The 23432-nt window shown below is 67.6% G+C and carries 23 protein-coding genes; 9 read left to right on the top strand and 14 right to left on the bottom strand.

The window, feature by feature from the left end; all coding sequences use genetic code 11:
- Positions 1–2: 2 nt before the first annotated feature.
- From FOZ74_RS00480 to FOZ74_RS00470, 3 genes are read right to left on the bottom strand one after another with little or no spacing between them, the layout of a single operon-like run.
- Positions 3–602 (bottom strand): c-type cytochrome, encoded by a 600-nt coding sequence (locus tag FOZ74_RS00480; RefSeq protein ID WP_146911169.1) that lies wholly within the window; start codon positions 600–602, stop codon positions 3–5.
- A 34-nt stretch (positions 603–636) separates the two neighbouring features.
- Positions 637–1224, bottom strand: a complete 588-nt coding sequence (locus FOZ74_RS00475) for a cbb3-type cytochrome c oxidase subunit II (protein WP_146911168.1) — start codon at positions 1222–1224, stop codon at positions 637–639.
- On the bottom strand, positions 1214–2881 hold the full coding sequence (locus FOZ74_RS00470) for a cbb3-type cytochrome c oxidase subunit I (protein WP_146911167.1): 1668 nt from the start codon (positions 2879–2881) through the stop codon (positions 1214–1216). The genes FOZ74_RS00475 and FOZ74_RS00470 overlap by 11 nt, the downstream gene beginning before the upstream one ends.
- A gap of 186 nt (positions 2882–3067) precedes the next feature.
- On the opposite strand from FOZ74_RS00470, the gene tsaD reads away from it, so the two are divergent.
- Both tsaD and FOZ74_RS00460 read left to right on the top strand, forming a co-directional pair.
- The gene (gene tsaD, locus FOZ74_RS00465; protein ID WP_146911166.1) at positions 3068–4111 is read left to right on the top strand and encodes a tRNA (adenosine(37)-N6)-threonylcarbamoyltransferase complex transferase subunit TsaD; all 1044 of its coding nucleotides are present in this window, start codon (positions 3068–3070) and stop codon (positions 4109–4111) included.
- 55 nt (positions 4112–4166) lie between these two features.
- Positions 4167–4826: a DUF2242 domain-containing protein gene (locus FOZ74_RS00460; RefSeq protein ID WP_146911165.1), complete on the top strand. Its 660-nt coding sequence runs from the start codon at positions 4167–4169 to the stop codon at positions 4824–4826.
- Positions 4827–4842: 16 nt separating this feature from the next.
- On the opposite strand, the gene FOZ74_RS00455 is transcribed toward FOZ74_RS00460, so the two are convergent.
- The 3 genes from FOZ74_RS00455 to FOZ74_RS00445 all read right to left on the bottom strand — a co-directional run bounded on the left by FOZ74_RS00455 (position 4843) and on the right by FOZ74_RS00445 (position 8896).
- The gene (locus tag FOZ74_RS00455) at positions 4843–6906 is read right to left on the bottom strand and encodes a transglutaminase TgpA family protein (protein WP_146911164.1); all 2064 of its coding nucleotides are present in this window, start codon (positions 6904–6906) and stop codon (positions 4843–4845) included.
- Between the two features lie 92 nt (positions 6907–6998).
- Positions 6999–7979, bottom strand: a complete 981-nt coding sequence (locus FOZ74_RS00450; RefSeq protein WP_146911163.1) for a DUF58 domain-containing protein — start codon at positions 7977–7979, stop codon at positions 6999–7001.
- Positions 7976–8896, bottom strand: coding sequence for an AAA family ATPase (locus tag FOZ74_RS00445; protein WP_146911162.1), 921 nt, complete (start codon positions 8894–8896; stop codon positions 7976–7978). Before FOZ74_RS00445 ends, FOZ74_RS00450 begins: the two co-directional genes overlap by 4 nt.
- A gap of 87 nt (positions 8897–8983) precedes the next feature.
- Between FOZ74_RS00445 and FOZ74_RS00440 the strand changes: the two genes are divergently transcribed.
- The 6 genes from FOZ74_RS00440 to FOZ74_RS00415 all read left to right on the top strand — a co-directional run bounded on the left by FOZ74_RS00440 (position 8984) and on the right by FOZ74_RS00415 (position 15493).
- On the top strand, positions 8984–9889 hold the full coding sequence (locus tag FOZ74_RS00440; protein WP_186764625.1) for a histone deacetylase family protein: 906 nt from the start codon (positions 8984–8986) through the stop codon (positions 9887–9889).
- Positions 9890–9908: 19 nt separating this feature from the next.
- Positions 9909–10697 (top strand): enoyl-CoA hydratase, encoded by a 789-nt coding sequence (locus tag FOZ74_RS00435; protein WP_146911160.1) that lies wholly within the window; start codon positions 9909–9911, stop codon positions 10695–10697.
- A gap of 165 nt (positions 10698–10862) precedes the next feature.
- Entirely contained in the window at positions 10863–11612 is a 750-nt protein-coding gene (locus FOZ74_RS00430) for an electron transfer flavoprotein subunit beta/FixA family protein (protein ID WP_146911159.1), read from the top strand.
- Positions 11613–11630: 18 nt separating this feature from the next.
- Positions 11631–12563 carry an electron transfer flavoprotein subunit alpha/FixB family protein gene (locus FOZ74_RS00425; protein WP_146911158.1) on the top strand — a complete coding sequence of 311 codons (933 nt, stop codon included), beginning with the start codon at positions 11631–11633 and terminating at the stop codon, positions 12561–12563.
- A gap of 63 nt (positions 12564–12626) precedes the next feature.
- On the top strand, positions 12627–14450 hold the full coding sequence (locus FOZ74_RS00420) for an acyl-CoA dehydrogenase C-terminal domain-containing protein (RefSeq protein WP_146911157.1): 1824 nt from the start codon (positions 12627–12629) through the stop codon (positions 14448–14450).
- An 86-nt stretch (positions 14451–14536) separates the two neighbouring features.
- Entirely contained in the window at positions 14537–15493 is a 957-nt protein-coding gene (locus FOZ74_RS00415; RefSeq protein WP_146911156.1) for an NAD(P)H-dependent flavin oxidoreductase, read from the top strand.
- A 124-nt stretch (positions 15494–15617) separates the two neighbouring features.
- On the opposite strand, the gene rnk is transcribed toward FOZ74_RS00415, so the two are convergent.
- From rnk to FOZ74_RS00375, 8 genes are all read right to left on the bottom strand, one after another.
- Positions 15618–16025, bottom strand: a complete 408-nt coding sequence (gene rnk / locus FOZ74_RS00410; protein WP_146911155.1) for a nucleoside diphosphate kinase regulator — start codon at positions 16023–16025, stop codon at positions 15618–15620.
- Positions 16026–16273: 248 nt separating this feature from the next.
- Entirely contained in the window at positions 16274–17584 is a 1311-nt protein-coding gene (locus tag FOZ74_RS00405; RefSeq protein WP_146911154.1) for a citrate synthase, read from the bottom strand.
- A gap of 43 nt (positions 17585–17627) precedes the next feature.
- Complete coding sequence (locus FOZ74_RS00400) at positions 17628–17918, bottom strand: FAD assembly factor SdhE (RefSeq protein ID WP_146911153.1); 291 nt, start codon at positions 17916–17918, stop codon at positions 17628–17630.
- A 6-nt stretch (positions 17919–17924) separates the two neighbouring features.
- Entirely contained in the window at positions 17925–18626 is a 702-nt protein-coding gene (locus tag FOZ74_RS00395) for a succinate dehydrogenase iron-sulfur subunit (protein WP_146911152.1), read from the bottom strand.
- Positions 18627–18655: 29 nt separating this feature from the next.
- Positions 18656–20461, bottom strand: coding sequence for a succinate dehydrogenase flavoprotein subunit (gene sdhA / locus FOZ74_RS00390; protein WP_146911151.1), 1806 nt, complete (start codon positions 20459–20461; stop codon positions 18656–18658).
- A 23-nt stretch (positions 20462–20484) separates the two neighbouring features.
- Complete coding sequence (gene sdhD / locus FOZ74_RS00385; protein ID WP_146911150.1) at positions 20485–20850, bottom strand: succinate dehydrogenase, hydrophobic membrane anchor protein; 366 nt, start codon at positions 20848–20850, stop codon at positions 20485–20487.
- 38 nt (positions 20851–20888) lie between these two features.
- A complete protein-coding gene (gene sdhC / locus FOZ74_RS00380) occupies positions 20889–21320 on the bottom strand; it encodes a succinate dehydrogenase, cytochrome b556 subunit (protein WP_146911149.1) in 432 nt (143 codons plus the stop codon).
- A 149-nt stretch (positions 21321–21469) separates the two neighbouring features.
- A complete protein-coding gene (locus FOZ74_RS00375; RefSeq protein ID WP_146911148.1) occupies positions 21470–22225 on the bottom strand; it encodes a GntR family transcriptional regulator in 756 nt (251 codons plus the stop codon).
- A 210-nt stretch (positions 22226–22435) separates the two neighbouring features.
- On the opposite strand from FOZ74_RS00375, the gene FOZ74_RS00370 reads away from it, so the two are divergent.
- Positions 22436–23422 (top strand): malate dehydrogenase, encoded by a 987-nt coding sequence (locus FOZ74_RS00370; protein WP_146911147.1) that lies wholly within the window; start codon positions 22436–22438, stop codon positions 23420–23422.
- The last annotated feature ends 10 nt before the right edge of the window (positions 23423–23432 follow it).

The raw sequence follows: 23432 nt of genomic DNA, 5'->3' as shown, positions 1-23432 counted from the left end.
GCTCAGGGCTCCAGCGCCTTGAGCGCTTCGCCGCTCTCGAACGGCGTGTCGCGTCCGCTCTTGCGCTCCTGGGCCAGCAGCTCGGCGTCCACCGGCTCGTTCTGGTTCGACCAGCTGCTGCGGATGTGGGTAAGCACCCCGGCAAGCTCGGCGTCGCTCAACTGCGCAAAGCTCGGCATCAGGCCCTTGTAGGTGTTGCCCTTGACGGTGATCTCGCCGTCGATGCCGTGCAGCACGATGTTGGCCAGGATTTTGGGGCTGCCATGCACCCATTCCGAGCCGTCCAGCGGCGGGAACACCCCCGGCAGGCCGGCGCCGCTGGCCTGGTGGCAGGAGGCGCAGTTGGCCGCGTAGATCGCGCCGCCGTCGACCGCCGCGTCCGCGCCGCCACCGCCGGCGGGCTTGGCCTGCAGGTCGGCCAGCGTGCGCTCGTCACCCATCCAGGGGCGGCTGTAGGGGCCGGAGATGGCGATGTAGATGATGCCGAAGAGCACCATGCCGATGGCGATCAGCGCCGGCAGCAGCGGCATCGGCCGGATGCGCTCTTCCGGATCGGTGCTCTCGCGCTGCTGGGCCTCGGGACGTTCATTGGAATTGGGCATGCATTACCTCACAGGTTCAGTCCGGTCGGCGCGCTCATTGCGGGTCGGCCGGCACGATCGGGTAGTTGCGCTTGAGCGACTGCAGGTACTTGACCAGATCCAGCGCCTCCGGCTTGGCCACGACCACCTTGCCCTCGGGAGCGGTGCCCGGCGGCAGGTTGACCACGGTCTCGTCCTTGTCCGCCTTGTCCTTGACCTCGAACATGTAGGGGTAGGACGGCATGATCGATTCCTTGACATAGGCGCGCGGCTGGTACAGGTGTCCCAGGTTCCAGTCCAGGCTGGGCTGGCGCACGCCGATGTTGAACAGGTCGGGCCCGGTGCGCATGCTGCCCAGCAGGTGCGGGCGGTCGTAGGTGTAGTCCGCCGGCACCGACACGCGGCCCCAGCCGCGCTTGGCGTCGGGGGCGAAGCTGGCGTCGCGCGGCTGCTGGGTGTGGCAATACATGCAGCCGTTGGCGATGTAGACCTCGCGCCCGCGCAGCTCGGCGCTGGTATAGGGCTTGAGTCCGTCGGGCGCGGGGATGTCGCGCACCTGGAAGTAGGGGATGAGCACCAGCGCCGCCACGGCGATGGTGAAGGTCACCATGGTGCCGGTGATCAGCTTGACTTCATTTTCCATGGGCCACCTCCAGCTTGCGCGGCTCGTGGTTGAACAGGGCGGCGCCGGTGCGGTTGGGGCCGAAGCGCAGCACCATCACCAGCACGTGGAAGGCGAAGATCAGGTGGCTGGCAACCATCATCGAGCCGCCTATGCTGCGCCAGTAGAGGTAGGGAATGGTGAGCGTGACCGAATCCATGAAGGGACGCGACTCGTCGAGCATGGCCAGGCCCTGCAGCCACCCGCCGTAGGTCAGCGGGCCGAAGTAGATCAGGATGCCGATCGCGGCGAGCCAGAAGTGCCAGGAAATCAGCCTGGGGAAGGGCCATTCCCAGCGCAGGATGCGTGGCAGCATGAAGTAGACGGCGCCGAACAGCACCATGGTCACGAAGCCGTAGGCGCCCAGGTGGGCGTGGGCCACGGTGAAGTGCGTGAAGTGCGCGACGCGGTTGACCGAGCGCAGCGCCTCGAACGAGCCCTGCACCGACGACAGCATGTACATGAAGCCGCCGAACATCATGAAGCGCAGCGTGGGCGAGTACAGCGCCAGCTTCATGCGGCCCCACATGGTGCCGGCCATGTTCACCGAGAACGCGGCCACCGGCACGATCATCATCATGCTCTGCACGATCGAGAGCGTGATCAGCCACTCGGGCACCGGCCCGCCCACCAGGTGGTGTCCGCCGACCTGGGCGTAGAAGAATGCCAGCGTCCAGAAACCCAGGATGGACAGGTTGTAGGAGCTCACGCGCCGCCCTATCACCTTGGGCAGGAAGTAGTAGATCGCGCCCAGCGCCGCCGGCGTGAACCACAGGCCCAGCACATTGTGGCCATACCACCAGTTCATCGTGGCCTGCTCCACGCCGTAGTGCGCGCCGGGGAACTTGGCCACGGTGAACAGCAGCGCGATCCACAGCAGCGAGCCCACGTGGTACCAGGCGCTCACGTAGATTTCATGTGCCTTGCGATGCACCACTGTGGAGATCACCGGAATGATGATGCAGACGAAGCCCAGCACCAGGAAGATGCCGATCTGCCACGGGATCTCGAGATATTCCATGCCGGCCGTCCAGCCCGCGCCAAAGCCGCCGATGGCGCTGGCGATGCCGACGTTGATCAGCGCGCCGCCCATCATCACGAACAGCGGCCCGCGCAGCGGCGTGCGCATCAGGCGCGGCAGCAGCCAGACGATGATGCCCAGCTCGCAGTTGGTGATCCAGCCGTAGAGCACCGCCGTCAGGTGGTAGGTGCGCATGCGCCCGAAGGTCTCCCAGGCCTCGCCCACCAGCCAGTCGGGCCAGTGCAGCTTGAGCGAGGCGGTCAGGCCTGCGAGCGAGCCCACCACCAGCCACATCACCGCGAAGCCGATGAACATGAAGGCCGGAAACGAGGTGGAGCGGTCGGCCTCGATGCGGTCTTCCAGCTCCTGCGGGTCCTCGGCCTGCTGCAGTTCGCGGCCCTTGTCCTGGGTCTCGTCGATGGCCTGCTGCAGCCGCGCCTCGCCGCTCGGGGTCAGCGAGGGATCATCGGCCTTGCCCACCTCGCCCGGGGCAAAAATCGTGCCGGCGGCCTTGGGGTTTTCCACGAACAACCCCTTGCGCATGGACCACATGAAGGCAAAAAGCCCTATGAGGGACAGCACAAAGGCCGACAACAGGCTGACTACTGCGCTGTCCATGACGGCTTCCTTTTCTCAAGCATATTTTCAGGATGTGGGAATTGAAGAAAATCAAGTATCGGGTAGACCCGAAGATTATAGAAAGTGCCTGCCCCGCGAAGCACCAGATACCCTTATGCAAGTCCGGGTTCTCGAGAACCCGGCCGGGCGCCTGCAGCCGGCAGCGCCAGCCCTACACTTGCGCCCATGCACCGCCTGATCCTCGGCATTGAATCTTCCTGTGACGAAACCGGCGTGGCGCTGGTGCGCGTGCGCGACGCCAAGGCCCGCCCCGAACTGCTGGCGCAGGCGCTGCACAGCCAGATCGCCATGCACCAGGCCTATGGCGGCGTGGTGCCCGAGCTCGCCAGCCGCGACCACATTCGCCGCGTGCTGCCGCTCACGCAGGCCGTGCTGCAGCAGGCCGGCGTGGCGCTGTCCGCGCTCGATCTGGTGGCCTTCACGCGCGGACCAGGCCTGGCCGGCGCGCTGCTGGTGGGCGCGGGCGTGGCCTGCGCCATGGGCGCCGCGCTGGACCTGCCGGTGCTGGGCGTGCACCACCTCGAAGGCCATCTGCTGTCGCCTTTTCTCGGGGCCGACCCGCCCGAGTTCCCCTTCGTCGCGCTGCTGGTCTCGGGCGGACACACCCAGCTCATGCGGGTGGATGCGGTGGGCAGCTACGAACTGCTCGGTGAAACCGTGGACGACGCTGCCGGCGAGGCCTTCGACAAGTCGGCCAAGCTGCTCGGGCTGCCCTATCCGGGCGGGCCGGCGCTGGCCCGGCTGGCCGAGGGCGGCAGGGCCGAGGCCTTCAAGCTGCCTCGGCCCCTGCTGCACAGCGGCACGCTGGATTTTTCCTTTGCCGGCCTCAAGACCGCCGTGCTCACCCAGGCGCGCAAGCTGGGCGAGGACCTGCCGGCGCACACCGCGGACCTGGCCGCCAGCACCCAGGCGGCCATCGTCGAGGTGCTGGTGAAGAAGTCGCTGGCGGCGCTGCAGCAGAGCGGGCTGCGGCGCCTGGTGGTGGCCGGCGGCGTGGGCGCCAACGCGCGGCTGCGCGCGCAGCTGGATGCGGCCTGCGCCGCGCGCGGCCTGCGCGTGCACTACCCCGAGCTGCACCTGTGCACCGACAACGGCGCGATGATCGCCATGGCGGCGGCGATGCGCGTGCAGGCCGGGCTGGCGCGGCCGACGCGCGACTATGCCTTCGACGTGCTGCCGCGCTGGTCCTTGCAGGATATTGCTGCCTGAAACAGGCGGTGAACCCCCCTGCGCGCGACCGGCACTGCTGCACAATCGGTCTTCCATGCCGATCGCCAGACACCCCTTTGCGCTTCATCTCGGCCTCGCGGCGCTGCTGCTCGCGGGCGCGCTGACGGGCTGCGCGCGCCTGCCCGAAGCGCTGCCCGGGCCCGAGCGCAACATCGCCTTCACGCCCAACGACTTCGACCGCTCCGACATGCACACGCGCCACCTGCGCGCCGGCCAGCAGCAAAGCTGCGAGGCGGCGCGCCGCGCGCTGCTCAGCCAGGGCTACATCGTGGAGACCGCCACCGCCGAGGACGTCAAGGGGCGCAAGTACTACCAGCCCACGCCGGACGTGCACTACGAGGTGCAGATGCGCGTGGTCTGCGCGCCCGACGGGCAGGGCGTGGGCGCCACCGCGGTCTTCGCCAGCGCCATTCAGGACCGCTACGTGATCAAGAAGGTGAACAATTCCGCCTCGCTCGGCGTCGGCGGCCTGGGTTCGCTGTCGCTGCCGCTCAATGCCACCGACGACACCCTGGTCAAGGTGGGCAGCGAGACCATCAACGACGCGCACTTCTATGCCAGCTTCTTCGACCTGTTCGCGCGCTACCTGCCGGCGCCCGGGCCGCGCCTGCAGCAGCCGGTGACGGTGCAGCCGGTGGCCCAGCCGCACGCCGAGGACGCGGTCGTGGCGCCGCTGACGGGCACGGTGCAGTAGCGCGCGCCGGCGCGCTTCATCCGCCGTTTTCAGGGCGTGCGGCGCCTGGACGCCGCGGCTGGCGCAGCGCGCCCCAGGGCAGGCGGCGCAGCGCGCGGCGCAGCTCGGCCGGCGACGCTTCTTCGGGCGCCGCGCCGTAGCGCGCGCGCTCCAGGCGCAGCAGCCAATCGGCCAGCGGCTCGGCATCCGCGCCCGCCGCCTCGCGCAGGTGCCGGGCCATGGTGCGTGCGGGCAGGTGCTCGGGCAGCGCCAGGTGGGCGCGGCGCAGGTGCCGGTGCAGCTCCTGCATCAGCCGCTGCCAGGGGTCGAGCCGGTAGCGCTCGCGCAGCACCCAGGCGGCGCCCGCCAGCGCAGCAGCGGCGGCGAGCAGGCCGAGCACGCGCACCAGGTCGCGCCAGTCGGGGTCGCGCAGGCCCAGGCGCTTGAGCAGGTCGAGCTGGCGCTCCTGCGTGTAGTTCAGCACCCACTGCGTCCAGCGGTTGTCCAGCGCCTCCCAGACCGAGCGCAGGCGCTGCAGCATGGACGGGCTGATGACCGCACCCAAGGCGGTGCCGAAGGCGCCGCGCGGCGCCTGCAGGCGCTGCAGCGTGCCTATGCGCCCGGGCGCCACCGCGCCCGTCGGGTCCACCCGCACCCAGCCGCGCTCTTGCATCCAGACCTCGGTCCAGGCGTGGGCGTCGCTCTGGCGCACCGTCCAGTAGCCGTCCAGCGGGTTCATCTCGCCGCCCTGGTAGCCGGTGACGATGCGCGCGGGGATGTCCAGCGCGCGCATCAGCACCACGAAGGCCGAGGCGATGTGCTCGCAAAAACCCTCCTTGCGATCGAACCAGAAGGTGTCGGCGGTGTTCTGGCCGTAGGCGCCCGGCTCCAGCGTGTAGCGGTAGCCGCCGCTGCGCAGGCGCTGCAGCGCGGCGTCCACCAGGGCCTGGGCGCCGCCGCCGAGCTCGGCGCGCATGGACTGCGCCAGCGCGCGCGTGCGCGGGTCGGAGTCGGGCGGCAGCTGCAGGTAGGGGCGCAGCATGGGCGTGCGCTCGCGCGGGCCGTGGCGAAAGCGCAGATAGCTCGCGGCCTCGTAGCGCAGCACGCTGGTGACGGGGCGCAGCGTCACCCACTGCAGCTCGGGCGTCATCTGTGCGCGCATGCCCTGGGGCAGCTGGGGAGGCTCGGCGGGTACGTCCAGCGTCAGCAGCCAGGGGCGGCGGCTTGCTTCCATGGTCATCTCGTAGCGCACCGGCTCGCCCTGCACCTGCAGCTCGGCGGGGGCCGGAATCGCCCAGCCCAGGGTGCGTGCCTCGGGCTGCAGCAGCGCGTACCAATCGCGGCCGTTGAAGGCGCTGAGCACCGGACCGCGGAAGTACAGCGCGGACTGTGGCGGCGGCTCGCCGCCCGGCGTGTGAAAACGCACGCGCAGCGCCACGCTGTCGTCCAGCGCCAGCTGCGCGATCGCGCCCACGCTCATCTGGCCGGACAGGCCGCTGCGCCCCGTGGTGTCGTCGCCCGGCACGCCCCACAAGGGCGCAAAGCGCGGGAAGAAGACGAACAGCGCGAGCATGATCGGTGCGCCCAGCAGCGCCATGCGCGCGGCGGCGGCGAGCGAGGAGGCCAGGCTCGGCCGCCCGGCCGGGCGGTGCGCGTTGACCAGCGCGGTGAGCAGGCCGAGCAGGGCCAGCAGCATCATCAGCGCCACGCCCAGCGCCTGCGAAAACAGGAAGTTGGACAGCAGCGTGAAGAAGCCCAGGAAGAAGACCACCATGGCGTCGCGGCGCGCGCGCAGCTCCAGCGTCTTGAGCGCCAGCAGCATGACGACGAGGGTCACCCCCGCATCCGGTCCGACGATGGTGCGAAAGCTCGCCAGCGTGAAGCCGGTGACGGCCAGCAGCAGCAGCCAGATGACCGGGCGCGAGGGCAGCGGGTGCAGCCGCCAGGCGAGTGCGCCGCGCCACAGCAGCAGCAGCGCCCCGAGCACCGAGGCCCAGGGCGGGATGTGCGCCACCAGTGGCGCGATGCAGCAGGCCACCACCAGCAGCAGAAACAGCGTGTCGCGCGTGTCGCGGGGCAGGCTGTGCAGACGCTGCATCATGCGCGGCCTCGGGTCGGCCAGTGGCAGAAACTATCCGAAAGATAGCTGCCAGCGCTTGCCAGGTAAGCGTTTGAGGCGTATTTCATGCAGAATCAATGGACGGCCAGCGCGTGCAGGCAGCGCTCGCGCTGGGCCGCTCCGCTGCCTTGCGCCACGGTCACCGCGCCCAGGCGCAGCCCGTAGCTCAGCCCCAGGCGGTCGGCCTGCAGCACCCAGGCCGCCAGGCGCGAGAGCGCGGCCTCGGTGTCGCGCAGGGCGGTGGCCTGCAGGCTGAGCCAGAGCTGGCTGCGCTGGTCGGCCTGGGCGTCGCGGCTGACCAGCGCGTCGCTGCCGCTGGCCAGGGCCTGCGCCGCCTTCTTCCAGACGATGAGGCGCTGCGCGTCGCCGCGCCGGTAGGCGCGCACGCCGCCGTGCTCGCTGCTGGCGCTGCTGCTGGCCGCGCCGCCCTGGCCGGCCAGCGGCTCGCCCGCGGGCAGGGGCGGGCAGGCGGCCTCGGGCTGGGGATAGACCAGCACCTGCGCCTTCGGCCGCCACCAGGCCCACACGCGAAACAGGCCCATGGGGTAGAGCGTCTGGATGGCCAGCGGCGGCACCGCCTGCAGTCCGCGCCGCGCGGGCGCGAAGCTCAGCTCCAGCGCCGCGCTGCCCTGGGGCGGCACGTCCGTCCAGGACCACAGCCGCGGCTGGCGCAGCGACAGCGCTATGCCATGGCGCCCGCTGGCGCGCGTGTTGATCAGCTGCACCTGCAGCCGCACGCTGGTGCCGGCGAATTGCGGCGTCGGCGGCGCCAGCACGAGCTGCAGGCCGCGCAGCGTGGCGTGGCTCACCCAGGTGCTCACGGCCGCGCAGCCGGCCAGCAGGAAGGTCAGCAGATAGCCCAGGTTGAGCTGGAAGTTGATCGAGGCCACCAGCAGGATGAGCAGCGTCAGCGCCAGCATCCAGCCCGCGCCCGTGGGCAGGATGTAGATGTTGCGCTGCGTCAGGCGCAATTGGTCGCCCGGCGGCACGCGCGCCATCCACCAGCGCTGCCAGCGCGCGGCCAGCCAGGCATGCGGGGCGGCGACGCTGCTCATGGCAGAGCCACGGCCTGCACCATGGCCTGCACCTGCTCGACGCTGCCGCGGCCCGCGCCGCTCACCGGCTGCATGCGGTGGGCAATGGTCTGCGCGAGGATGGCCTGCACGTCGTCCGGTGCCACGTAGCCGCGCCCTTCGATCAGCGCCTGCGCGCGCGCCGCGCGCACCAGTGCGATCGCCGCGCGCGGCGACAGCCCCTGCACGAACCACTTGCCCGAACGCGTCGCCGCGATCAGCGCCTGCACGTAGTCCAGCAACGCGGGCGCCACGTGCACCGCCTGCACCTGCGCCTGCAGCAAGGCCAGCTCGCGCGCGTCGAGCAGCGCCGGCAGGTGCTCGAGCTGCTCGCGCCGGTCTTCGCCAGCGAGCAGCGCGCGCTCGGCCGCACGGTCGGGGTAGCCCAGCGAGATGCGCATCAGAAAGCGGTCGAGCTGGCTTTCGGGCAGCTGGAAGGTGCCGATCTGCTCCTGCGGGTTCTGCGTCGCGATCACGAAGAACGGCTGGGGCAGGGGGCGGGTTTCGCCTTCCACCGAGACCTGTTTTTCCTCCATCGCCTCCAGCAGCGCGCTCTGGGTGCGCGGGCTGGCGCGGTTGATCTCGTCGGCCAGCAGCACCTGGGTGAACACCGGGCCGGGGTGAAAGACAAAGGCCTCCTTGCCGCGCTCGTACACCGCCACGCCGGTGAGGTCGCTGGGCATCAGGTCGGAGGTGAACTGCACGCGCGCGAACGCCAGCCCGAAGCTGCGCGCCAGCGCATGCGCCAGCGTCGTCTTGCCCACGCCGGGCACGTCCTCGATCAAGAGGTGTCCACCCGCGAGCAGGCAGGCGACGCTGTCCTGGATCTGCGTCGGTTTGCCCACGATCACCGTGTTAAGCTGGCTCAAAAGCGCCTGGATTTTTGCCGGTATGTCCATGGCCGCGACGTTATCCCAAAAGCAGCGTGGAGACAGAGCGTGAGCAGAACGGGCTTTTATACCCACCCTGATTGCCGCAGGCACGAAATGGGGGCTGGCCACCCGGAATGCCCCGAGCGCCTGGATGCCATCCACAACCGCATGCTGGTCACGGGCCTGGCCGACGTGCTGGACCAGCGCGAGGCGCCGGCCGCCGCGCTGGCCGACATCGAGCTGGCGCACGACCGCTGGTACGTGGCCTCGCTGCGCGGCATGTCCGAGCGCATTGCCGAAGAAAAGGCCGCCGGCGGCCCGGCCCACGCGCAGGTGGACCCGGATACGTCGATGAACGCCTGGACCTGGAACGCCGCCCTGCGTGCCGCCGGCGCGGCGCTGGACGCCACCGACGCGGTCATCGCCGGCGAGCTGGAAAACGCCTTCTGCGCGGTGCGCCCGCCCGGGCACCATGCCACGCACGCCAAGTCCATGGGCTTTTGCTTCTTCAACAACGTGGCCGTGGCCGCCAAATACGCGCTCAAGCGCCACAACCTGAAGCGCGTGGCGGTGATCGACTTCGACGTGCACCATGGCAACGGCACCGAGGACATCCTCGCCGGCGACGATCGCGCGCTGATGTGCAGCTTCTTCCAGCATCCCTTCTACCCCTACAGCGGCGACCAGCGTCCGGCGGCCAACATGTGCAACGTGCCGGTGGCCGCCTACACCCGCGGCATGGACATCCGAGAGATCGTCGACCTGGTCTGGATGCCGCGCCTGGAGGCCTTCAAGCCGGAGATGATCTTCATCAGCGCGGGCTTCGACAGCCACCGCGACGACGAAATGGGGCAGCTCGGGCTGGTGGAGGCCGACTTTGCCTGGATCACCTCGCGAATCAGGGACGTCGCACGGCGTTTTTCCAAAGGGCGTATCGTTTCCTGTCTGGAAGGCGGCTACGCGATGAACCCGCTGGCGCTGAGCGTTGAGGCGCATCTGCGCGCGCTCGCCGATTTGTGATGCAAGAGGCAAAGAGACCATGACCGATACCGCCGAGCTGCTGCGCACCGAGCGTGACGCACGCGGCGTATACACCCTGACGATGAACGACCCCAAGCGCTTCAACGCGCTGGGCTCGGAGATGCTGGCCAGCCTGCAGGCCGCCTTGCAGCAGGTGCAAGCCGACCCCGACGCGCGCATGGTGGTGCTCGCAGGCGGCGGCCGTGCGTTTTGCGCCGGTCACAACCTCAAGGACATGTCGGCGCATCCCGACCTGGCCTGGTACCGCGAGCTGTTCACCCAGTGCAGCCGCGTGATGCTCGCCATCAACCAGCTCGACGTGCCGGTGCTCGCGCGGGTGCAGGGCATCGCGGCGGCCGCCGGCTGCCAGCTCGTGGCCCAGTGCGACCTGGCGGTGGCCAGCACCGAGGCGCGCTTTGCCACCAGCGGCATCCACTACGGCCTGTTCTGCTCCACGCCCAGCGTGCCGCTGGTGCGCAACGTGCCGGCCAAGCGCGCGATGGAGATGCTGCTCACCGGCGACTTCATCGACGCGCAGACCGCGCTCGAGGAAGGCCTGGTCAACCGCGTCGCGGCGCCCGACCAGCTCGATGCCGAGGTGGCGGCGCTGGTGGACGCCGTGGTGGAGAAGCCCCGCGCGGCCGTCGCCATGGGCAAGAAGCTGGTCTATCAACAGCGCGAGCTGGGCCTGCAGGCCGCCTACCAGCTCGCCGGCCAGACCATGGCCGCGAACATGATGGACGCCGACGCCCAAGAGGGCGCGCTGGCCTTTGCCGAAAAGCGCGTGCCGAGCTGGAAGCCGCATTGAGCGCGCCCGCGCTGTCACCGACACGACGCAGGCGTTTGAGCCGCGGCTGGCATAATCAAAAAAGCACGACCGTTCGTTTTATTTGAAACGGCGGGCAAGGCGCCAGCACTATAGAATCTTCGGGTTTACGTACACGTCAACGCTATCAACTCCAGGAGCCGCAGCATGAAGGTTTTGGTCCCCGTCAAACGCGTGGTGGACTTCAATGTCAAGGTCCGCGTGAAGTCGGACAACACGGGTGTGGACATCGCCAACGTCAAGATGAGCATGAACCCCTTCGACGAGATTGCCGTCGAGGAGGCCGTGCGTCTCAAGGAAAAGGGCGTGGTCAGCGAGGTGGTGGCGGTGTCCTGCGGCGTCGCCCAGTGCCAGGAAACCCTGCGCACCGCCATGGCCATAGGCGCGGATCGCGCCATCCTGGTGCAGACCGACGAAGAGCTGCAGCCGCTGGCCGTGGCCAAGCTGCTCAAGGCGCTGGTGGACAAGGAACAGCCGGGCCTGGTGATCCTGGGCAAGCAGGCGATTGACGACGACGCCAACCAGACCGGCCAGATGCTGGCCGCGCTGGCCGACCTGCCGCAAGCGACCTTTGCCAGCAAGGTCGAAGTGGCGGACGGCAAGGCCACGGTCACGCGCGAGGTGGACGGGGGTCTTGAGACCGTCAGCATCACCACGCCCGCGGTCATCACCACCGACCTGCGCCTGAACGAGCCGCGCTACGTCACGCTGCCCAACATCATGAAGGCCAAGAAGAAGCCGCTCGATACCGTGACGCCTGCCGACCTCGGGGTGGATGCGGCGCCACGCCTGAAGACCCTGAAAGTGAGCGAGCCGCCCAAGCGCGGCGCCGGCGTGAAGGTGCCCGACGTGGCCACGCTGGTCGAGAAGCTGCGCAACGAAGCCAAGGTGATCTGAGGTAAAGGAACACAGAACATGACCGCACTCGTCATTGCCGAACACGACAACGCCAGCCTCAAGGCTGCAACCCTGAACACCGTTACCGCCGCCGCTGCCTGCGGGGGCGAGGTGCATGTGCTGGTCGCCGGGGAGAACGCCGGCGCCGCCGCGCAGGCCGCCGCGCAGATCGCCGGCGTGGCCAAGGTGCTGCACGCCGAGGGCGCCAGCCTCAAGGACGGGCTGGCCGAAAACCTCGCCGCCCAGGTGCTGGCCGTCGCGGGCGACTACAGCCACATCCTGTTTCCGGCCACCGCCAGCGGCAAGAACGTGGCACCGCGCGTGGCCGCCAAGCTCGATGTGGCGCAGATTTCCGACATCACCAAGGTCGACGCGCCCGACACCTTCGAGCGCCCGATCTATGCCGGCAACGCCATCGCCACGGTGCAGTCGGGCGATGCGGTCAAGGTGATCACGGTGCGCGGCACGGGCTTCGATGCCGCCGCGGCCAGCGGTGGCTCGGCTGCCGTGGAGACCGTGGCTGCCGTGTCCGACAGCGGCAAGAGCAGCTTCGTCGGGCGCGAACTCAGCAAGAGCGACCGTCCCGAACTGACGGCCGCCAAGGTCATCGTCTCGGGTGGCCGCGCGCTGGGCAGCAGCGAGAAATTCAATGAAGTGCTCACCCCGCTGGCCGACAAGCTCGGCGCCGCCATCGGCGCGAGCCGCGCGGCGGTGGATGCGGGCTATGCGGCCAACGACCTGCAGGTGGGCCAGACCGGCAAGATCGTCGCGCCCGACCTCTACATCGCCTGCGGCATTTCAGGCGCCATCCAGCACCTCGCGGGCATGAAGGATTCCAAGGTGATCGTCGCGATCAACAAGGACGAAGAAGCGCCGATCTTCAGCGTGGCCGACTACGGTCTGGTGGCGGACCTGTTCGACGCCGTGCCGGAACTGGTCAAGGCACTCTGAAGCGCCAGTCGGCTACCGGGGCATCGCACGCGATGCCCTTTTTTTCACCTGCAGGACCCCGCCATGAGCTATATCGCCCCCGTCAAGGACATGCTGTTTGCCATCGAACACCTTGCGCGCATCGACCAGATTGCCCGGATGCCGGGCTTCGAGGAAGCCGGCCTGGACACCGCGGCCGCGGTGCTGCAGGAGTGCGCGCGCTTCAACGAGGGCGTGCTCGCGCCGCTGAATGCAGAGGGCGATGTGCGCCCCAGCAGTTGGAAGGATGGCGCCGTCACCACCACTCCGGGCTTCAAGGAGGCTTATCGCCAATTCATCGAAGGCGGCTGGCAGGGCGTGCAGCACCCGGCCGAGTTCGGCGGCCAGGATCTGCCCAAGACCATCGGCGCGGCCTGTGTGGAGATCCTCAACGCCGCCAACCTCAGCTTTGCGCTGGCGCCGCTGCTGACCGACGGCGCGATCGAGGCGCTGCTGACCGCGGGCAGCGATGAACTCAAGGCCGTCTATCTGGAAAAGCTGGTCTCGGGCCAGTGGACCGGCACCATGAACCTGACCGAGCCGCAGGCTGGCTCGGACCTTGCGCTGGTGCGTACCCGCGCCGAACCCCAGGGCGACGGCAGCTACAAGGTCTTCGGCACCAAGATCTTCATCACCTATGGCGAGCACGACATGGCCGAGAACATCGTCCATCTGGTGCTCGCGCGCGTGCCCGGCGCGCCCGAGGGCGTCAAGGGCATCAGCCTGTTCGTCGTGCCCAAGTTCCTGGTGAATGCCGACGGCGGCTTGGGCGCGCGCAACGACGTGCACTGCGTCTCCATCGAGCACAAGCTGGGCATCAAGGCCAGCCCCACGGCCGTGCTGCAATACGGTGATGGCACGGCGGCGAGCATTGCAGACAGCGCCGGCCCCGGCGCCGTGGGTTATCTGGTCGGCGAGGAAAACCGCGGTCTCGAGTACATGTTCATCATGATGAACGCCGCGCGCTATGCGGTGGGCATGCAGGGCATCGCGGTGGCCGAGCGCGCCTACCAGCGCGCCGTCGCCTACGCCCGCGAGCGCGTGCAAAGCCGCCCGGTCGATGGCAGCCTGGCGGGCAGCGCGCCCATCATCCACCACCCGGACGTGCGCCGCATGCTCATGACCATGCGCGCGCTCACCGAAGGCTGCCGCGCGATGGCGACGGTGGCGGCGGCGGCCTACGACACGGCGCACCGCCACCCCGATGCGCAAACACGCAAGGACAACCAGACCTTCTACGAATTCCTCGTGCCGCTGGTCAAGGGCTATTCCACCGAGATGAGCCAGGAGGTCACCTCGCTGGGCGTGCAGGTGCACGGCGGCATGGGCTTCATCGAAGAGACCGGCGCGGCCCAGCACCTGCGCGATGCGCGCATCCTGACCATCTACGAAGGCACCACGGCGATCCAGGCCAACGACCTGGTCGGGCGCAAGACCATGCGCGACGGCGGCACCGTGGCGCGCGCGCTCGCCGGGCGCATCGAGCAGACCGAAGCGCAGCTGCGCGCCAGTGGCAGCGCGGCGGCGCTGGCCATGGCTGCGCGCCTGGCCAGCGCCCGAGCGGCCTATCTGGAGGTGGTGGGCTACATCACCGCGCTGGACGCCAGGCAGCACATCAACGCAGTCTTCGCGGGCAGCGTGCCCTATCTGATGCTGGCTGGCAATCTGGTGGCGGGCTGGCAAATGGCGCGCGCGCTGCTCGTCGCCCAGGAAAGGGCAGGCCAGGAGGAGGATGCGGCCTTCATGCAGGCCAAGATCACCACCGCGCAGTTCTACGCCGAGCACATCCTCACGCGCGCCCCGGCGCTGCGCGACGCCATCGTGCACGGTGGTGAAAGCGCCTGCGCGCTGGCGCTGGAAGCTTTCTGAACCAGCTTCCACAAAGATAGCTGGCAGCGCTTGACCAGCAAGCGTTTGAGCCTGATTTCATTGGTACTTTTTTGGAGCATACTCTCATGGCCTTGCCCCCGGTGTTCAAGAAGCTGCGCCTGCCGGTGATCGGCGCGCCGCTGTTCATCATCAGCAACCCGCAACTGGTGATCGCCCAATGCCAGGCGGGCATCGTCGGCGCGATGCCGGCGCTCAATGCGCGCCCGGCCTCGCAGCTTGACGACTGGCTGGCCGAGATCACCGAAACCCTGGCCGCCTGGGACCGGGCGCACCCCGAGCAGCCGGCGGCGCCGTTCGCCATCAACCAGATCGTGCACAAGAGCAACGACCGGCTGGAGCACGACATGCAGATGTGCGCCAAGTACCGGGTGCCCATCGTCATCTCGTCGCTGGGCGCGCGCGAGGATGTGAACCACGCGGTGCACGACTGGGGCGGCGTGGTGCTGCACGACGTGATCAACGACCGCTTTGCCCACAAGGCGATAGAAAAGGGCGCCGACGGTCTGATCGCGGTGGCCGCGGGGGCGGGCGGGCATGCAGGCGTCAAGAGCCCGTTTGCGCTGGTGCAGGAGATCCGCCGCTGGTTTGACGGGCCGCTGGCGCTTTCCGGGGCGATCGCCACCGGCGACGCGGTGCTCTCGGCCCAGGCCATGGGCGCCGACCTGGCCTATATCGGCTCGGCCTTCATCGCAACGCAGGAGGCGCGCGCGCAGGAGGCCTACAAGCAGGCGATCGTCGATGGCACGTCCGACGACATCGTCTACACCAACCTGTTCACCGGCGTGCATGGCAACTACCTCGCACCGTCGATACGCGCCGCCGGCATGGACCCCGAGCACCTGCCCGAGTCCGACCCGAGCAAGATGAATTTCGGCGGCAACGCCGCGGCCAAGGCCTGGAAGGACATCTGGGGCTGCGGCCAGGGGATTGCTGCCGTCACCGACGTGCGCCCGGCAGCCGAGATGATCGCCCGCCTGCAGCGCCAATACCATGCCGCGCGCGAGCGCCTGCAACTGAACTGAGGGCCGCTCAGCCTGGGCGCTTGCGATGGCCGGCCCGGCTGGCCGGGCGCCCGTTGTTCTCCTTCGCAGCCTGCGCGGCCATCTCCCCCCAAGCGCGTCGGGGCCGGCGGCGTGCCGGATCTGTTCAGCGGTGCAGCTCGCCCGCGCTCTCGGGCTGCCAGGTGATGGCGTCCACGCGCACCGTCACGTGGCCGGTGGGGCTGGGCATGGGCAGCTCCTGGCCGACGCTCAGGCCCAGCAGCGCGATGCCCACGGGCGCGAGGACCGACACCTTCTCGGCCGAACCGTCGAGGTCTTTGGGGTAGACCAGCTGCAGCGTGCTGGTCTTGCCGGTTTCCACGATGGTGAAACGCACCGTGGAATTCATCGTGACCACGTTGGCCGGCATGTCTTTGGGCTCGAGCACGTCGGCGCGGTCCAGTTCGGCTTCCAGCGCCTCGCGCCCCGCAAAGCTCGGGCCATCCTTTTCAAGCAGCCTCTGCAGGCGCTCGTAGTCCAGCGACGACAGAGTGATCTGGGGTTTGCCTACCATGGTCGGATTCCTATCAAAATTTCTTGTCTGGCATTTGGCGCGCGCAGACGGACAAAAGCCCGGGCAACCGCCGTTGTCCGGGCCAGAGCGTCATGCAAGGGCTTGCGCCGACATGCGTTGATCCGGATTGTGCCGTGGATTGCCGCAAACGCCAAGCGGGCCCCTGCGGCGGGGCGCCAGTGCCGCGCCAGAAAAAAGCCCGCCGGCGGTGTGCGGGCGGGCTGTTCTTGCAGGGCCTGCGTGGCCGATCAGCGCTCGCCTATGGGCGTGACCTTGCGTTCCGGCGCCCCGACGTAGAGCTGGCGCGGGCGGCCGATCTTGTATTCGGGGTCGCTGATCATCTCGTTGAGCTGGGCGATCCAGCCCACGGTGCGTGCCAGCGTGAAGATGCCGGTGAAGAGCTTGACCGGAATGCCGATCGCGCGCTGCACGATGCCGGAGTAGAAGTCCACGTTCGGGTAGAGCTTGCGCTGCACGAAATAATCGTCTTCCAGGGCGATCTTCTCGACCTGCTTGGCCAGGGCGAAGAGCGGGTCTTTTTCCAGGCCGAGTTCGGCCAGCACCTCGTTGCAGGTTTCCTGCATGAGCTTGGCGCGCGGGTCGTAGTTCTTGTAGACGCGGTGGCCAAAGCCCATCAGCTTGACGCCGCTGTTCTTGTCCTTGACCTGCTCCATGAACTCGCCCACCTTGGCGATGCCGCCGTTGGCCTGGATGTTCTCGAGCATGTTCAGGCAGGCCTCATTGGCGCCGCCGTGGGCCGGGCCCCAGAGGCAGGCCACGCCGGCCGCGATCGCGGCGAACGGATTGGTGCCCGAGCTGCCGCACAGGCGCACGGTGGAGGTGGAGGCATTCTGCTCGTGGTCGGCGTGCAGGATGAAGATGCGGTCCATTGCGCGCTCGATCACCGGGTTGACCTGGTAGTCGGCCGAGGGCACGCCGAACATCATGCGCAGGAAGTTGCCCGCGTAGGACAGGTCGTTGCGCGGATACATGTAGGGCTGGCCCACGCCGTACTTGTAGGCCATGGCCACGAGCGTGGGCAGCTTGGAGATCAGGCGGATCGCGGCGATCTCGCGGTGCTCGGCGTTGTGGATGTCGGTGCTGTCGTGGTAGAAGGCCGAGAGCGCACCGATCAGGCCGGTAAGCACCGCCATCGGGTGGGCGTCACGGCGAAAGCCGCGCATGAAGAACTGCATCTGCTCGTGCACCATGGTGTGGCTGATCACGAGCTTGTGGAATTCGTCGCGCTGGCCGACGTTGGGCAATTCGCCCTTGAGCAGCAGGTAGCACACGTCCAGGAAGTCGCACTGCGTTGCCAGCTGCTCGATCGGGTAGCCGCGGTAGAGCAGGCGGCCTTTTTCACCGTCGATGAAGGTGATGCTGGACTGGCAGGAGGCGGTGGACAGGAAACCGGGGTCGTAGGTGAACATGCCGGTCTGGCTGTAGAGCTTGCGGATGTCGACCACGTCCGGGCCTATGGTGCCGTGGTAGACGGGCAGGTCCACGCTGGGGCTGCCGTTGTTGAACGACAACGTCGCCTTGTGTTGTGCCAATTGCATAGTCATCTCGGAGTTCCTTGTTAGTGTGGCAATGGGGTGGCCGTCACGACGGCAAGCCGCCCGGCGGGCGCTGACGGATCAGTTCCAGCACGGCATGCACCTGCGGCACATCCAGCTCGTCGGCGGGCTCGGTGCGGCGCAGGAAGAGCTCGAGCAGGTCGTTGTCGGGCAGGTTCATCAGCAGCGTAAGGCCATAAGCTTGTTCCTCGCTTACGCGCTGGCCGTGGACCTGGAAGAAACGCTCGATGAAGATGTCGTTTTCCAGCAGCCCGCGGCGGCAGCGCCAGCGCAGGATCGAGGTCTCGCGCTCGTCCAGCAGGTCGGGCGGGGGCATGGCCGCTTACAGCGCGCGGTGCGTCATCAATTCCTTGATCTTGCCGATGGCGCGATTGGGGTTGAGGTGCTTGGGGCACACGTCCACGCAGTTCATGATGCTGTGGCAGCGGAACAGCCGGTAGGGGTCTTCCAGGTTGTCGAGGCGCTCGCCCGTGGCCTGGTCGCGGCTGTCGGCCAGGAAGCGGTAGGCCTGCAGCAAGCCGGCGGGGCCGACGAACTTGTCCGGGTTCCACCAGAACGAGGGGCAGGCGGTGGAGCAGCTCGCGCACAGGATGCACTCGTACAGGCCGTCGAGCTCTTCGCGCTCTTCGGGGGACTGCAGGCGCTCCTTCTCGGGTGGCGGCTCGTCGTTGATCAGATAGGGCTTGATCGAGTGGTACTGCTTGAAGAACTGCGTCATGTCCACGATCAGGTCGCGGATCACGGGCAGGCCGGGCAGGGGCTTGAGAACGATGGTCTCGGGCAGTGTGTGCATGTTGGTCAGGCAGGCCAGACCGTTCTTGCCATTGATGTTCATCGCGTCCGAGCCGCAGACGCCTTCGCGGCACGAGCGGCGAAAGGCGATGGTCGGGTCTTCCCTCTTGAGCTTGAGCAGGGCGTCCAGCAGCATGCGCTCATGGCCGTCGAGCTCCACCTCGTGGGTTTCCATGTAGGGGCGTTCGTCCTTGTCCGGGTCGTAGCGGTAGACTTTGATGGTGCGCTTCATGATTCCATTACCTCGTGTGAACGAACCGCTCAGAACGTGCGGACCTTGGGGGGAATGCTGTCCACGCTCAAGGGCTTGAGGTTGACCGGCTTGTAGTCCAGCCGGTCGCCGTCGCGATACCAGAGCGTGTGCTTGAGCCATTCCTCGTCGTTGCGACCGAGCGGGAATTGCGGATGGTCGGCCGGGTGCTCGTAGTCGTAGACCATGTGCGCTCCGCGGCATTCCTTGCGCGCCGCTGCCGAGGCGATGGTGGCGCGCGCCACCTCGATGAGGTTCTCGACCTCCAGCGCCTCCATGCGCGCGGTGTTCCAGACCAGGGACTTGTCCTTGAGCGCGATGTGCTCGACCTCTTCGGCAATGCCCTTGACCATCTCCACGCCTTCGTCGAGCATCTTCTGCGTGCGAAACACGCCGGCGTGCGTCTGCATCGTGGTGCGCAGTTTGCCCGCCACGTCCTGTGAATACAGGCCGTCGGTCGAATCCTGCAGCTTGTTCAGGCGCGAGAGCGAATAGTCGGAGGCGTCGGCCGGTGCATCATGGTGCTCGCCGTAGCCGCGCACATACTCGGTGATGTGCTTGCCCGCAGACTTGCCGAACACCAGCAGGTCGAGCAGGGAGTTGGTGCCCAGGCGGTTGGCGCCGTGCACCGACACCGCCGAGCATTCGCCCACGGCATACAGACCGGACACGACCTGGTTCTGCTGCCCGTCCCAGACCACTACCTGGCCGTGGATGTTGGTCGGGATGCCGCCCATCATGTAGTGGATCGTCGGCACCACGCCGATCGGCTCCTTGGTGATGTCCACGTTGGCGAAGTTGTGGCCGATCTCTTCCACTGAAGGCAGGCGCTTGTGGATGGTCTCGGCGCCCAGGTGATCCAGCTTGAGCAGGATGTGGTCCTTGTTCGGGCCGCAGCCACGACCTTCCTTGATCTCCTGGTCCATCGAGCGCGAGACGAAGTCGCGCGGTGCCAGGTCCTTGAGCGTGGGCGCGTAGCGCTCCATGAAGCGCTCGCCCTCGCTATTCAAAAGAATAGCGCCTTCGCCCCGGCAGCCTTCGGTCAGCAGCACGCCGGCGCCGAACACGCCCGTGGGGTGGAATTGCCAGAATTCCATGTCCTGCAGCGGGATGCCCGCGCGCGAGGCCATGCCCAGGCCGTCGCCGGTGTTGATGTAGGCGTTGGTGGTGGCCGCGAAGATGCGCCCCGCGCCGCCCGTGGCCAGCAGCACCGCCTTGGCGTGCAGCTCGTAGAAGTCGCCGGTTTCCAGTTCCAGCGCGGTCACGCCGATCACGTCGCCCTGGGTGTTGCGGATGAGATCCAGCGCCATCCACTCGACGAAGAAATTGGTCTTGGTGCGCACGTTCTGCTGATAGAGCGTGTGCAGCATGGCGTGGCCGGTGCGGTCGGCGGCGGCGCAGGCGCGCTGCACCGGCTTTTCGCCGTAATTGGAGGTGTGGCCGCCGAAGGGGCGCTGGTAGATGGTGCCGTCGGGGTTGCGGTCGAACGGCATGCCGAAGTGTTCGAGCTCGATCACCACGTTGGGGGCTTCGCGGCACATGAACTCGATCGCGTCCTGGTCGCCCAGCCAGTCACCGCCCTTGACGGTGTCGTAGAAGTGGTAGTGCCAGTTGTCCTCGCTCATGTTGCCGAGCGAGGCCGACACGCCGCCTTGCGCCGCCACCGTGTGCGAGCGCGTGGGAAAGACCTTGGTGAGGCAGGCCACGTTCAGGCCCGAGCGCGACAACTCCAGCGCAGCACGCAGACCGGCGCCGCCGGCGCCGACGATCACGACGTCGAACTTGCGCTTGGTGATATTGGCTTTGGTGTAGCTCATGCTTGACTTTCGCTCGGAAGAATTTACAGACGCCACAACACCTGGATGGCCCAGCCGCCGCAGGCGACCAGCCAGAAGGCGGTGACGAGATAGAACACGAGGCGCAGACCGTCGGGCTTGACGTAGTCCATCCAGATGCTCTGCACGCCGACCCAGGCGTGCCATATCAGCGCCACGATGGTGGCGAAGGTGATGGACTTCATCCACTGGCTGGCGAAGATGCCGGCCCAGGTTTCATAGCCGATCGGGCCGCTGCTGGCGATCAGCTGCACCAGCAGCGCGATGGTGAACAGCGCCATGATGATGCCCGACAGGCGTTGCACGAGCCAGTCGCGCAGGCCGTAGTGGGCGCCGACGACGAGCCGCTTGGGACCGTAGGTGGTAGCCATGGAAATCTCCTTGATTCAGAAAATGCGCCGCTGCGCCATCAGTACAGGCCAAACAGCTTGGCGCCGAGGATGGCGGTCAGGCCGAAGGCCAGGATCAGCGTGGCCGCCGCCGTGCGGCGCCCGCGGCTCTTGGTCGTCATGTGGGTGATGTCGAAGTAGATGTGGCGCACGCCCGCAATGAAGTGCTGCAGGTAGGCCCAGATCAGCGCCAGCACGACGAGCTTGATGAACCAGCCGGGCACGAAACCTGCCCCTTCGCTGAACACGGAGGTGAAGCGGTTGAAGGAAAGCTCGGAGGACACCGAGGTGTCGAACATCCAGATGATGAAGGGCAGCAGCAGGAAGATCAGCAGCCCGCTGATGCGGTGCATGCCCGAAACCAGCGCCGCCAGCGGCCAGCGGTAGGTGGGCAGGTCTGAGAAGACGTTGAGGTTGCGGAACTCCGGGCGTTTCTTGGCGGTCTCTGGCATGGTGTGCTTTCGGAAAGTGGGAATGCGTTCAGTCGGGGCGCACAGCGTCGGCAACCGGAAATTCTAGGACACCACGGCCATGACCGGACGCATGACCGTGAAATTGGGCGCAGGGATGGCCATCGGGCGCGTGCAGCATGGTGCCGGCCTCAGGCCAGGGTGTTGCGGTAGTGGTGCGTGTCGGTGCGGTACAGACCGCGGCGCAGCTCCATCGCAAGGTCGTTGTAGGTATAGGCCACGCGCTCCACGCTGAGCACGGGCGTGTCCACGTCCACCTCGAGCAAGGCGGCCTGTTCGGCGTTGGGGTGTACGGCGCGCAGCTTTTCATCGGCGCGCACCATGCGCACGCCGAAGTCTTCCTCGAACATCGCATAGGTCGGGCCCGGGTAGCTGGCCATGCGTTCGGCGCTCAAGCCCTTGAAGGCCTGGGCCGGCAGCCAGATGTCCTCAAGTATGGCGGGCGTCTGCGCGAACAGCAGCACGCGCCGGGCATGCATCACCGCGTCGCCCGTGCGCAGCGCCAGCAGACGGGCCATCTCGGCGGTGGCGCGCATGCGCTTGCATTCGAGGATCAGACGCCGCGCAGGACCTTCGCTGTGCTCGTCGCCCTGGTCGGGGCGCAGCCGCAGAAAGCGGTACTGCACCTGCTGCTCGGCGTGGGTGGAGACGAAGGTGCCCTTGCCCTGGCGGCGCATCAGCAGGTTGTCGGCCGCGAGCTCATCGATCGCCTTGCGCACCGTGCCCTGGCTCACGCGAAAGCGCGCCGCCAGGTCCATTTCGCTGGGGATGGCTTCGCCCGGCTTCCATTCGCCCGATTGCAGCCCCTGCAGGATCAATCCCTTGATCTGCAGATACAGGGGGCTGAAGGCGGGCGTATCCAGTGTGGAGGAGGAAGCGTTGCTCATGAAAGGCTGCCGGCGCAGCCGGCGCGGCGCAGGTGCTTGGCCGCTGCGGGTAGCGCCAATTATATCTTATATAAGACATAAGACAAATTGACGCGGGAGCGATGGAGGCAGTAAAATCCTGCGGTTTCGCCGGGGTTTGCAGCGCGCCAGCAGATCGGGACGCCACAGCCACGGTTTTACTGCGTCTTACCGTTTCCACTGGAGTATCACATGAGCAAGAAACCCGTCCGCGTGGCCGTCACCGGTGCTGCGGGTCAGATCGGCTACGCCCTGCTGTTTCGCATTGCCTCGGGCGAAATGCTCGGCAAGGACCAGCCCGTCATTTTGCAGCTGCTGGAAATCCCGGCGGAGAAGGCCCAGAACGCGCTCAAGGGCGTGATCATGGAACTGGAAGACTGCGCCTTTCCGCTGCTCGCGGGCATCGAGGCGCACTCCGACCCGATGCAGGCCTTCAAGGACACCGACTATGCCTTGCTGGTGGGCGCGCGCCCGCGCGGCCCCGGCATGGAGCGCGCCGACCTGCTGGCCGCCAACGCGCAGATCTTTACGGCCCAGGGCAAGGCGCTGAACGCCGTGGCTTCGCGCAACGTCAAGGTGCTGGTCGTGGGCAACCCCGCCAACACCAACGCCTACATCGCCATGAAGTCGGCTCCCGACCTGCCGCGCGAGAACTTCACCGCCATGCTGCGCCTGGACCACAACCGCGCCGCCAGCCAGATCGCGCACAAGCTGGGCGTGCCTGTCGGTGACATCGAGAAGCTGGCCGTCTGGGGCAACCATTCGCCCACCATGTACGCCGACTACCGCTTCGCCCAGGTCAATGGCAAGCCGGTCAAGGACGCGATCAACGACCAGGACTGGAACGCCAATGTCTTCCTGCCCACGGTGGGCAAGCGCGGGGCGGCCATCATCGAGGCGCGCGGCCTGTCCTCGGCGGCCTCGGCGGCCAACGCGGCCATCGACCACATGCACGACTGGGCGCTGGGCACCAACGGAAAGTGGGTGACCATGGGCATTCCGTCCAACGGCGACTACGGCATTCCCAAGGACGTGATGTTCGGCTTCCCGGTCACCACCGAAGGCGGCAAATACAGCGTGGTGCAGGGCCTGGAAATCGACGCCTTCTCGCAAGGGCGCATCGACAAGACCCTGGCCGAGCTGCAGGGCGAGGCGGACGCCGTCAAGCACCTGCTCTGAGCCGCTTGTC

Source organism: Comamonas flocculans (assembly GCF_007954405.1).
Taxonomy (GTDB): domain Bacteria; phylum Pseudomonadota; class Gammaproteobacteria; order Burkholderiales; family Burkholderiaceae_C; genus Comamonas_C; species Comamonas_C flocculans.
Note: the sequence above shows the minus strand (reverse complement) of the source record. Positions and strands in the feature narration are given on the sequence as shown.